Genomic DNA, 10,588 nt, shown 5'->3' on the forward strand with positions numbered 1-10,588 from the left:
ACCTTCAGCTGCTCGCCCGGCAGGCTGCGCCGGCCTGATACGCGGCGTATCCTACCGTGCCGGCGTCACCAGCCATCCACCACGCCGATTTCGCGCAGGCCTTTTTCAACGGTCTCGACCGCCTGTCCCATCCCGAGTGGCTGGCGCTGCTGCTCGACCGGGAATGGAGCTTCCGGCACGACCGCAAGCTGGCCGCCCGCCTGCGCTTCGCCAAGTTGCGCCACCACGCGACACCCGAAGACATCGACTATCGCAGCACCCGCGGTCTTGACCGCGCACTGCTCATGAAGCTGGTCGCGGGTGACTGGATTGCCGCGCGCGATAATCTGGTCATCACCGGGCCGACCGGTGTCGGCAAGAGCTGGCTGGCATGCGCGCTCGGACACAAGGGCCTGTCGCGACGACCGCTCGGTCCTTTACCAGCGTGTGCCGCGGCTTTTCGCGAGCCTGGCGCTCGCGCGCGGCGACGGCCGCCACGCCCGGCTCCAGCGAACCCGTGGCAGCGTCCAGCTGCTTATCCTCGACGACTGGGGTCTGGAGCCGCTGGATGCGATGGCGCGCCATGATCTGCTCGAGATACTCGAAGAGCGATACGGTCGCCGCGCCACCCTGGTCACCAGCCAGTTGCCGGTAACAGCCTGGCACGAGGTCATTCGCGACCCGACTTACGCAGATGCTATCCTGGACCGCCTCGTCCACAATGCCCACCGGCTCGATCTGGATGGCGACAGCATGCGGCGGACGGAAACCACTCCGGCTGCTTGACGCCGACCACGAACGAAACAACAACCATCAGTGCCTGCACGGCCCCATCTCCGAGGGGGCGACATCATCTCGGAATAAGGGGGCGCAATCTTCTCGGAACGAGGGGGCGGCTTCATCGGAATTGGCACTCCCGAGCCCGCCCTACAGCCCGAACCGATAGATCAGGCCCAGCCCGACCGTCGCCTGATTACGTGATCCGCGCTCCTGAACGAGTGGTGAGTCCGCCGCATCGCCAGCGAGCCGGTCATACCCGCCGAGCAGGGCGGCGTTGAGCCTGCCCGAGACGGGCACGAGGAAAGCGGCGCCGACGCCGTAAGACAGCAACCCACCACCCGCATTGTAGCGGGCAAGGCCCGAACGGGTCGACTGCTCGGGCGTGACTCCGAAATAGGCCTGGTTGTACTTGTCGTCGACGATCGTGGCACGCGGGCCGATCGAGAAGATGACCGGACGCTCCCCTGTCGGCGGGGCGGTGAACCGGGTCGTGTAACGGGCGCCGAGATCGGCGATCAGGCCATCATGTCCGCCGATACCCTGGCGCACCTCGGCCTTCGCAGAGAAGGCGCCTGCCTGGTATTGAAGGTAGCCACCCGCCTCGGCTGTGTCGGGGACGTCGCCGAGCCCACGTAACGCATCAGTCCGTGAACCGGCGATCCGGAAAGTGCTGTTGCCGTTCTCGCGGCGCTGCTGCTGGTACTTGATGACCGGCCCTGCACGGAAGGTTGCCGTCTTGATGAGGTCGAAGCCCGCGCCGTCGATTACTGAAAGGAAGAAGCGATCCTTGTAGCGAACCTCGACATTGGGCCCGGCGCGAAGCTGGTAATCGTCCGAGCCAAGGAAGGCCGGTCCGTAGATCGTTCCAACCCCGATCTGGAACTGCCAGTCGCTACGAGGTGCCTGGTTCTCAGGCGCATTCGCCAGCCGCGTCGGATCGGGATCAGCGGGGATGCGATCCTGCGCGCTCGCCTGGCCCCCGGCCATTACGGTGAAAGTGGCGAGGAGGGTCAGGCGTCGAAGCCTCAGGATAGTCATGAAGGCACCTTTCGAAAAGTTGGGGAAGCACAGGGGTCAGGCTGGGGCGATCAATCTTTCCCGGGTTTGACGGACGCGCACACCAACTACTACCGGAGCGATGATGTGAGCGCAGTGGCGTATTTCTACATCGACCGGCCCGATGGCGTGCTCCCGCCGCTCACCGATCCTGTTCTGCGGTTGCGGAGCCTGCCCTCACCGGTGAAGAAGTGAGGGCGGGGGTTGGCCCGAACTCCGATGGCGTGGGCCGTCATGGGTGATCAGGCCCGGATACGGCTGCCCGCGCCATCAGGAATGGCCCGTTTACGTTCGTGTCGATCACCATGCGCCAGACGTCGGGGTCGGTTTCCCAGAAACGGGCGGACTCTCTCAGGAAGCGTTTGCTGACGTACTTCATCCCGTGCCCTGTGTTGATTAGGAGTATGTCGAGCCGACCGAACCGGTCGTGCGCCATTTCGACAACACGAGCGCAGTCTTCGTCGCTTGCGACATCGGCGATCATCGGAACGACGTTGCCGCCGCTCAAGCTCTCGGCCACGATTGCCTCGACTTCAGCCGTTTCGCGGGCGGCAGTCGCGATTACGCGCGCTCCCGCCGCCGCGAGGCCGAGCACCACTGCGCGGCAGAGCCCCGCCCGCCGCCTGTGACGATTGCTACTCGGCCATCAAGCCTTCCCACATTCACCGGTTCAGCGCCTGCATCTGGGGCGCGGCATAACGGGTCCCGGCCGCGGCGCCCCGCGGCAAAACGGCGTCGATCCGCGCGCGGTCCTCGGCTGTGATCCGCACGTCGAGCGCGCCCACATTTTCCTCGAGCCGGGTGCGCTTTTTTGTCCCCGGGATCGGAACGATGTCATCTCCCTGCGCCAGCAACCAGGCAAGCGCGAGTTGGGCTGGCGTGCAGCCCTTCTCACGCGCCATCGTCCCGATCTCCTGCACCAGATCAAGGTTCTTCTGGAAATTTTCGCCCTGGAAGCGCGGCGCATTGCGACGGTAGTCCTCTTCCGCCAGGTCATCGACGTTTCGTATCTGCCCGGTGAGAAAGCCGCGGCCAAGCGGGCTGTAGGCGACATACCCGATGCCCAGTTCGCGGACCGTTGGCAGGATCTCTTCCTCCGGCTCTCGGCTCCAGAGGGAGTATTCCGTCTGGAGCGCGGCGATAGGGTGCACGGCATGTGCGCGACGGATCGTTTCCGGCCCAGCCTCCGATAGCCCAAGGTAGCGGACCTTGCCCGCCTTCACGAGCTCGGCCATCGCGCCAACCGTTTCCTCGATCGGCGTATTGGGGTCCACCCGGTGCTGGTAATAGAGGTCGATGTGGTCGACGCCGAGACGCTTCAGCGATTCGTCGCAGGCCTGTCGGACATATTCCGCATCGCCGCGAATGCCGAGAAACTCGCCGTTCTCGCCACGCACGTTCGCGAACTTGGTCGCGAGCACGACCTGGTCGCGGCGGTCGGCGATCGCCTTGCCGACCAGAACTTCATTGGTGAATGGGCCGTACATGTCGGCGGTATCCAGGAATGTGACACCGAGCTCGATCGCACGGTGAATAGTGGCCACCGCCTCACCTTCGTTCCGCGCTCCATAGAATTCCGACATGCCCATGCAACCGAGGCCGAGTGCAGAAACCTCAAGGCCGTCCCGTCCAAGCTTGCGCATATGCATCGTAAATTCTCCATTGTGTTTTAATCGAAGCCGAACAGTGGCCGGTACCCGCTAGCGTCCGCTCACGTCCTCAATGAATGGGAAGGTCCCGTTTCCCGGACAAGATGCTGTTTTAGCTGCCAGTTCCATGGACACCGAGATAAGGTGTTATGGGACTGGAGGATGAAGATGCAACGACGGAAGTTCAGCCGGTAGGTCAAGCTCAAAGCGGTGAAGCTGGTGCGGGGACGCGGGGTGTCCCGCAGCGTAGGGCTTTTTCAACAGCCCCGACCCGTTGTGACACCAGCAACAGGGCAAGTCAGGAATCCGGAGTCACCAGATGCCAAGATAAACAGCTACGCAGGTAAGTGACCCGTTTTGACGTAGATGAGACAGCCCTCAGTCGAGAACGGGGCATGCTGCGACAAGTGCGGACTCCTTATCCAACTCCCGGCAGGATACTGCCCGTGCTCGTCCTCGAACAGGCCGGCAACAACGAAAATCTCCTCCCCTCCCCAGTGCCGATGGGCGTTAAATCGCGTGCCTCCCGCCCAACGCACCAAGGCGACATGCTCGGTGCCGAACCGGTGCAGGGGCAGCACGCTCAAACCCGGGACAAGTCCCTGACGAAAGTCGATTGAACCGGTATCCACCATGACGCGAGCAGTATCTGCCGGATCAGACTGGTGCAGCTTCACAAAAATGGTGCATCCGTCGCGTGTGTAGGGCGCGTGCGATGAACCGGGTGGATTGCGCACATATGTTCCCGCGGGGTGATGACCGGTTTCGTCCGAAAACACACCATCGAGCACCAGGAACTCCTCGCCGCTACCGTGGACATGGGAGGGAAAGCATGCCCCGGGCGCATAACGAACCAGACTGGTCGCTCGCGCGACCTCTCCGCCGATCCGGTCCAGCATCATCCGCTCGATACCCGGAGTAGGCGACGACCTCCAATGATAGTCGCCCGGTCGGACGACTACCCGGTGATCGAAGTCGGAACGAACGTGCATGCCGCTTCAGTTCCTTCCCGCCATGACGCCGCCATCGATGTCGTGAACCGCCCCCGTGGTCCAGCCGGCCTTATCCGAGAGAAGAAACGCGATGTGCTGCGCCACGTCCTCGGCCCGGCCGACGCGGCCGATCGGGTGAAAGGCATCGAATGTAGCAGTTAACGTCGCCTCGATATCGCTTGGCGCGATGAACGCCCCGTAGATGGGCGTCACTACCACAGCGGGCGCGACCGCGTTCACCCTGATACCCTTATCGCCCAGTTCCATCGCCAGGTGCTGGGTCAGCGCATGAAGGCCGGCTTTCGCCATTGAGTAGGCGGACGACGGCGTAGCCTTGATTGCCTGTCTGGCCCACATCGATCCGATATTGACGATTGCACCATCGCCATGGCGCGCCATGTTGCGCACGACCGCCTGAGTTACGAAAAAGGTGGAGCGGTTGAGGTCATGGTATCGGTCGTAATCTGCTCCGTCATGCTCCAGAAAAGGCTTGGGTGAAAAGTAGCCGGCTGCGTTTAGCAATTGGTCCACATGGCGTTCTTCGCCGTCGATGCGCGCAATCAGGCGCTCGACGCTGGTTGCATCGTAAAGGTCCGCCGCGGCGGTGCCGACCTCGCCCCTGCCGTCCTTGCGTAACTCATCTGCGACGCGATTAAGCTTGTCCTGGTCACGTCCGACCAGGAGCACCGTCCGGCCCTCTTGCAACAGCAGTTGCGCTGTTGCTCGCCCCATGCCGGATGAACCACCCACGATCAGGCTTACTCGTTGCATCCTAAACTCCCATGTGAACCTATCGATAGATAGTTTGACATTAAGCTTGCTGTATCGTCAAGCTCTATCTATCAGGCGATAGGTATGCCGATGCCGGAAATTTCCATGCGAGATCGCATTCTCGATGCCGCGGAAGTCCGTGCTCGGTGTGGAGGCTACAATGCCTTCAGCTTTCGCGAACTGGCCCAGGACGTCGGCGTGAAAAGTTCAAGCATTCACTATCATTTTTCGACCAAGCCATCGCTCGCTGAGGCCCTGGCGCATCGCTATACCGATCGGGCGAGAGATTATCTCGGTGACGCCGAGGCGCTAAGCGCCGACGAGGCGCGCGCGCGCGTTACTTCCCTGTTCCGCAACGCCCTGATCAAGGATGATCGCATGTGCCTGTGCGGGATGTTCGGCGCCGAGCGTGATGCACTACCGCCTGCTGTAGACACGGCCGTCGCCTCCTTCTTCCGGCTGATCCTGGACTATCTGCGCACGGCTTTTGGAGATGAGGCCCAAGGTGAAACGCCTGAAACAATACTGGCGCGTCTCGAAGGGGCTTTGATTGTCGCCCGGTCTTTGCGTGACGAAACCGTGTTTGAGGCAGCTATCCCCGCGGCAGGGGGCCACTCCGCCACGCCGGGCATTCAGGCGCTGAACCGATGAGCGCCGGGACACTAGAGGGTCAGGTCGCGATCGTCACAGGCGGAGGGCGTGGGCTCGGTCGGGCGATGGTGCTCGGACTTGCTGCCGCGGGAGTGCGCGTGATTGCGACCGCCGCACGGGAAGCTATGGAAATCGAAAAGGTGGCGGTTGAGAGCGGCGATAGTTGGATCATCCCGATGATCGCCGACGTCACTAACGAGCAAGACTGTGCCAACGTCGTCGGCATGGCGCTTAAGGAATTTGGCCGTCTCGATCTGCTCGTCAACAACGCAGGGCGCGGCATGAAGTATGTCAGCGAGCACTTTCTGACGCAGGCCACCCGGTTCTGGGAAACCGACCCTGAGGTCTGGCGCATGGTGATCGACACCAACGTGACCGGCCCATTCCTGATGACGCGGGCGGCGGTTCCCGCGATGATTCCCGCAGGGCGTGGCCGGATCGTCAACATCACAATGAACCACGCGACGATGCGTCGCCGCGGCTTCTCGCCTTACGGACCTTCAAAAGCGGCGCTGGAGTCCGAAACCATCATCTGGGCGCAAGATCTCGACGGCACCGGCGTGACGGTCAACGCCCTGCTTCCAGGCGGCGCCACCGCAACCGGCATGATTCCGGCAGGCCTCCCGCAGAAAGCGCGAAAAGATCTGCTCGATCCGGAGATTGTCGTTCCGCCGCTGCTGTGGATTGCCTCTCAAGCGTCATCGGGCATGACGGGAAAGCGGTTCGATGCCTCCCGCTGGAAGAAAGATATTCCCCAGGCTGAGGCCGCGGCTGCGGCGATTGACGATGCCGGCTGGGCCGACGCCTGACGACGATGCCTTCCAAAAACGATGGTCAGCATGGTCAGCGCGTTACCGTGCTGGCTTCCACACTGATAGTACAGCGCGCCGCCTCATTCGCTGTGTTCGCGCGCTTCCGGCACGCCTCCATCGCTTCGCGATTGGCGGTAATGATCCGATAGCGCGCCGCGATGTGGCAAGCGTCCTGGGCGGCAGCCCGCATCTTCCGTCGCCCGCCATCCCACATCGTCCTGTCGAGCGCCCGCGTGGCCATGCGCTTGGGACATTGCCAGATCGCCGGCGGGACATCGCCGCGACCAGGCCCCGTAGGATCCACCATGCGGGGATGCACGTACAAAACGTTGCAGTCAGAGTCGCGCACGCCGTAAGAAGGATGAAGAAAGCAGGCGGAGAGAGTGATGCCAACCGAGCTCGACCTCAAGATGAACGCCATGATAGCGTCACTGACGAGCGAAGGCGGTCCGCTGGTGCTGGGGAGCGTCGAACGCTTCGGCCGCCTGCTGCCGATCGTCGCCGGAGCGCCGCCTACGCTTTGCGACTATTTCGCATATTTCTGTGATCAGCATGGCGGCTCGACATTCCTCGTCGCCGACGATGAACGGCTGACTTTCGCCGATACGCATGCCGCCGCTAAAAGTGTGGCGCGTGCGCTTGTGGCTGAGGGGGTCATCAAGGGTGACCGTGTCGGTATCGCCATGCGCAATTCGCCGGCATGGATCATCCTGTACATGGGCATCGTGATGGCAGGCGGCGTTGCGACGCTGCTCAACGGCTGGTGGCAATCCGAGGAGCTGGCGTCGGCAATAAACGAGGTTGGATGCACCCTGGTCTTCGCCGATGCCCCGCGAGTGGCCCGGCTGCGCGCTGTGTCCCGTCTTGTCGCCCGCATCGTCAGCGTGGACGACACCCGCCCGATCGGCGAGGCGCTGCTCGGGTTAACAGCGAACAGTCGGCCCGACACGCCATTGCCGACGATCGGCGCCGACGACCACGCCACCATTCTGTTTACCTCCGGGTCAACCGGGCAGTCCAAGGGCGCGCTTAGCGATCATCGCGCGGTGGTGCAGGGAACGTTCGGTTTTCTGTCGCAGGCGTTGATGATGCTCGGCATTGCAACGGCTGAGGGCAACCCGCCCGAGGGTCAGCCCGCAACGCTGCTCAACCTGCCGCTGTTTCACGTCACCGCCGAGGTGGCGGTGCTTCTGCAAAGCTTCGCGCTGGGGCGCAAGCTGGTCTTGATGTCAAAATGGAATGCCGAGGAGGCGATGCGGCTGATAGCGCAGGAGCGCGTGACCTACTTCGTGGGCGTGCCGCTGATGAGCTTTGAGATACTCACCCATCCTGATCGGGCAAATTATGACCTGTCGAGCGTCAGCGACTTTGCGGCCGGTGGGGCGCCTCGCCCGGTGGAACATGTTCGCCGTATCGATGCCGAAATGGAGGGAGCACCGTTGATCGGCTATGGCCTGACTGAGACCAATGCAGTGGGAACTGGCAATTGGCGGACGAACTACACAGCCAAGCCGAACTCCGCCGGCCGGCCTTCCGCGCCCTTGGTGGAGATCGCTATCCTGGATGACGCTGGCGCCTCACTGGCGCAGGGCAGCAGGGGAGAGATCGGCATCCGTTCCGCAGCGAACTTTCTTGGCTATTGGAACAACCCGGCCGCTACGGAAGCAGCGTTCACCGCCGACGGGTTCTTCCGAACCGGGGACATCGGCTTTCTCGACGAGGACGGATATCTCTTCATCGTCGACCGCAAGAAGGACATCATAATCCGCGGCGGTGAGAACATCGCGTGCCAAGAGGTCGAGGCTGCGCTGTACAACGATCCGCGCGTCGCCGAAGCGGCGGTATTCGGCCTGCCTGACGAGCGCTTCGGCGAGGTGCCCGGCGCCGTGGTCCATGCCGCCGAGGGCAAGAGCCTGGATCCAGAGGAACTACGATCTTTTCTCGGACAGCACCTGGCTGCCTTCAAGGTGCCGGTAAAAATCTGGTTGTCGGCTGCGCCGCTGCCTCGGTTGGGCACGGAGAAGATCGACAAGGTCAGCTTGCGCCAGCAATATCGCGCGAGTGTGGCGAGCGAGGTCGATCGCTAGCAGAGAGACGCCCCGTATCGCCGTCCTTTCGAGACGAAATGATGAGACATCAGGTCTTTCAACTGGTCCGGACGGTCTGACACAGGAGCATTGGTGCTGGTTTTGGCGCTCCTATGCTGACATCAGAACTGCCGGATCCCATTTGCCCACATGCGCCTTAATTGTGATGCGCATTTGCAACAACCTCTGCTGGATTGTATCTCCTGCCTCCCCCCTGAGGGAGACATCGTCAGACCGAAGCGTTAGGCTGGCTTACGTGAGGAACAAGAATTGTTGCGCATAATCCGTCTAGCAGGCTTACCGACAGCGGCTCTCGCTCTTGGCTTTGCAGCTCCCTCCTCCGCACAGGAAGCAGCACCCTCGCCTGAGGCCAGGGAGATGACCGATCAGCTTGGCGCCGATACCATCACGGTTGCGGCAGCTGGCGTCTATCTGCCGGATTACGATGGATCGAATGACTATCGTTTTACAGGCGGTCCGGTCGCGATCGGATCGGTAAAGGGATTTGCGTTTACGGTGCTTGGTACACGCGCCAGCCTGGACCTGATCCCGAACCGCGAGGGCGACGCGATCGATTTCCAGCTCGGGCCGATCGCTGCGGTTAACTTTGACCGCCAGAGCATCAAGCAGATTGACGACGTCCGGGTTCGCGCCCTTGGCAAGGAAAAGACCGCGATCGAGGTCGGCGGATATATCGGCATCGGCAAGACCGGTGTCATCACCAGCCCCTATGATAAGCTTTCGGTCTCGGTCAGCTATCGCCACGACGTGAACAACGCGCATGACAGTGAAATCTGGCAGCCCACGATCAATTACCTGACCCCACTCAGCACAAAGGCGGCGGTCGGCCTGTTCGCCTCGGCAGAACATGCCGGGCGCGGCTATGCCGATACCTACTTCACCATCTCGCCGACGCAGAGCATTGCGAGCACGCTGCCGGTTTATAACGCCAGCAAGGGATGGAAAAACTATACGCTGGGCGGACTGGTAACCTATTCGTTGACCGGCAATCTGCTCCATGGGTTCAAACTCATCGCGGGGGGCACCTATCGCCGGATGCTCAACGATTTCGCCGATAGTCCGGTGGTGAGCGTTGCCGGATCAAAGAGCCAGTGGCTGGGCGCGGTCGCCATCGGATACACATTCTGATAGTGAAATTATCCAGGCCGGCTGTCTGCTTGCTTTGCGAAAATCGATCTCCTGCGAGGTCGCGAAAAAAGCCGACTGGATTTTAGCGGCCCGCCGTGGTGCCTTTGCCAGCCGCGTACAGACACCTTCGAGGGTCTTGCGGCGATTCACCGGCTCAAACGCACGGCCCCATGTCACATCGCATGTTATGACCCATGCACGGCGCGATAGCCGAGACATGAAGGAACCGATCTCGCAAAAGGCCGGCGCGCATTGCTGCGGCCGGCCGGGTTGATCTGTCCCTTTGCGATCAGAAGCGGCTTCGCAGCGTCACGCCATAGGTGCGCGGCTCGGCTAGAAACGACGAATAGAGTGCGTTGGCGGTGGCGCCGAAGCGCTGCGTGTTGGCGACCGACCCGGCACCCTGGAACGGCGTGTTGAATGCGACCTGGATGTAATCCTTGTTCGTCAGGTTCTGTGCCCAGAATTCCAATGCCCATTTCTGATCGCGTCCACGGATACCGATACGCGCGTTGACCAGCACATAGCCGTCCTGGATCTTCTCCGGCGCCAGATCCGAACCGGTATTGTAGTCAGACGTCATGCGGCTATCGACGTAGAACAACGCCGACATGCCGTTCGACCCGATCTCGGGGGTCCATGCGAGCGAGGTCGTCACGACG

General features: G+C 62.0%; 10 protein-coding genes and 2 pseudogenes. 5 read left to right on the forward strand and 7 right to left on the reverse strand.

The window, feature by feature from the left end:
• Window positions 1-56 precede the first annotated feature (56 nt).
• Window positions 57-765 (forward strand): annotated as a pseudogene (istB, locus tag U1708_RS19985) (IS21-like element helper ATPase IstB).
• A 141-nt stretch (window positions 766-906) separates the two neighbouring features.
• Here istB and U1708_RS19990 read toward each other — a convergent pair.
• From U1708_RS19990 to U1708_RS20010, 5 genes are all read right to left on the reverse strand, one after another.
• Entirely contained in the window at window positions 907-1,797 is an 891-nt protein-coding gene (locus U1708_RS19990; RefSeq protein ID WP_332748010.1) for a MipA/OmpV family protein, read from the reverse strand.
• 250 nt (window positions 1,798-2,047) lie between these two features.
• The gene (locus tag U1708_RS19995; RefSeq protein WP_332748011.1) at window positions 2,048-2,413 is read right to left on the reverse strand and encodes an SDR family NAD(P)-dependent oxidoreductase; all 366 of its coding nucleotides are present in this window, start codon (window positions 2,411-2,413) and stop codon (window positions 2,048-2,050) included.
• A gap of 64 nt (window positions 2,414-2,477) precedes the next feature.
• The gene (locus U1708_RS20000; protein ID WP_332748013.1) at window positions 2,478-3,464 is read right to left on the reverse strand and encodes an aldo/keto reductase; all 987 of its coding nucleotides are present in this window, start codon (window positions 3,462-3,464) and stop codon (window positions 2,478-2,480) included.
• A gap of 335 nt (window positions 3,465-3,799) precedes the next feature.
• On the reverse strand, window positions 3,800-4,456 hold the full coding sequence (locus U1708_RS20005; RefSeq protein ID WP_332748014.1) for a cupin domain-containing protein: 657 nt from the start codon (window positions 4,454-4,456) through the stop codon (window positions 3,800-3,802).
• Window positions 4,457-4,462: 6 nt separating this feature from the next.
• Entirely contained in the window at window positions 4,463-5,227 is a 765-nt protein-coding gene (locus U1708_RS20010) for an SDR family NAD(P)-dependent oxidoreductase (protein WP_332748016.1), read from the reverse strand.
• Between the two features lie 84 nt (window positions 5,228-5,311).
• On the opposite strand from U1708_RS20010, the gene U1708_RS20015 reads away from it, so the two are divergent.
• Together U1708_RS20015 and U1708_RS20020 are read left to right on the forward strand one after the other, a co-directional pair.
• A complete protein-coding gene (locus tag U1708_RS20015; RefSeq protein WP_332748018.1) occupies window positions 5,312-5,878 on the forward strand; it encodes a TetR/AcrR family transcriptional regulator in 567 nt (188 codons plus the stop codon).
• Window positions 5,875-6,687, forward strand: coding sequence for an SDR family NAD(P)-dependent oxidoreductase (locus U1708_RS20020; RefSeq protein WP_332748020.1), 813 nt, complete (start codon window positions 5,875-5,877; stop codon window positions 6,685-6,687). Before U1708_RS20015 ends, U1708_RS20020 begins: the two co-directional genes overlap by 4 nt.
• A gap of 34 nt (window positions 6,688-6,721) precedes the next feature.
• On the opposite strand, the gene U1708_RS20025 is transcribed toward U1708_RS20020, so the two are convergent.
• Window positions 6,722-6,997 (reverse strand): hypothetical protein, encoded by a 276-nt coding sequence (locus tag U1708_RS20025; RefSeq protein ID WP_332748022.1) that lies wholly within the window; start codon window positions 6,995-6,997, stop codon window positions 6,722-6,724.
• Between the two features lie 79 nt (window positions 6,998-7,076).
• Here U1708_RS20025 and U1708_RS20030 point away from each other — a divergent pair, with 79 nt between their 5' ends.
• Complete coding sequence (locus tag U1708_RS20030) at window positions 7,077-8,777, forward strand: class I adenylate-forming enzyme family protein (protein WP_332748024.1); 1,701 nt, start codon at window positions 7,077-7,079, stop codon at window positions 8,775-8,777.
• 378 nt (window positions 8,778-9,155) lie between these two features.
• Window positions 9,156-9,926: a MipA/OmpV family protein gene (locus U1708_RS20035; RefSeq protein WP_332748026.1), complete on the forward strand. Its 771-nt coding sequence runs from the start codon at window positions 9,156-9,158 to the stop codon at window positions 9,924-9,926.
• A 289-nt stretch (window positions 9,927-10,215) separates the two neighbouring features.
• Here the strand turns inward: U1708_RS20035 and U1708_RS20040 are convergent.
• Window positions 10,216-10,588 (reverse strand): annotated as a pseudogene (locus U1708_RS20040) (TonB-dependent receptor); the annotation flags it as partial.

The sequence above is a fragment of the Sphingomonas arabinosi genome (genome assembly GCF_036663715.1).
GTDB lineage: Bacteria > Pseudomonadota > Alphaproteobacteria > Sphingomonadales > Sphingomonadaceae > Sphingomonas.

What these genes read in the sequence shown, in the direction of transcription:
- U1708_RS19990 (WP_332748010.1), bottom strand. Translation starts at nt 1,797, where the DNA reads ATGACTATCCTGAGGCTTCGACGCCTGACCCTCCTCGCCACTTTCACC.
- U1708_RS20000 (WP_332748013.1), bottom strand. Translation starts at nt 3,464, where the DNA reads ATGCATATGCGCAAGCTTGGACGGGACGGCCTTGAGGTTTCTGCACTC.
- U1708_RS20005 (WP_332748014.1), bottom strand. Translation starts at nt 4,456, where the DNA reads ATGCACGTTCGTTCCGACTTCGATCACCGGGTAGTCGTCCGACCGGGC.
- U1708_RS20010 (WP_332748016.1), bottom strand. Translation starts at nt 5,227, where the DNA reads ATGCAACGAGTAAGCCTGATCGTGGGTGGTTCATCCGGCATGGGGCGA.
- U1708_RS20015 (WP_332748018.1), top strand. Translation starts at nt 5,312, where the DNA reads ATGCCGATGCCGGAAATTTCCATGCGAGATCGCATTCTCGATGCCGCG.
- U1708_RS20020 (WP_332748020.1), top strand. Translation starts at nt 5,875, where the DNA reads ATGAGCGCCGGGACACTAGAGGGTCAGGTCGCGATCGTCACAGGCGGA.
- U1708_RS20025 (WP_332748022.1), bottom strand. Translation starts at nt 6,997, where the DNA reads ATGGTGGATCCTACGGGGCCTGGTCGCGGCGATGTCCCGCCGGCGATC.
- U1708_RS20030 (WP_332748024.1), top strand. Translation starts at nt 7,077, where the DNA reads ATGCCAACCGAGCTCGACCTCAAGATGAACGCCATGATAGCGTCACTG.
- U1708_RS20035 (WP_332748026.1), top strand. Translation starts at nt 9,156, where the DNA reads ATGACCGATCAGCTTGGCGCCGATACCATCACGGTTGCGGCAGCTGGC.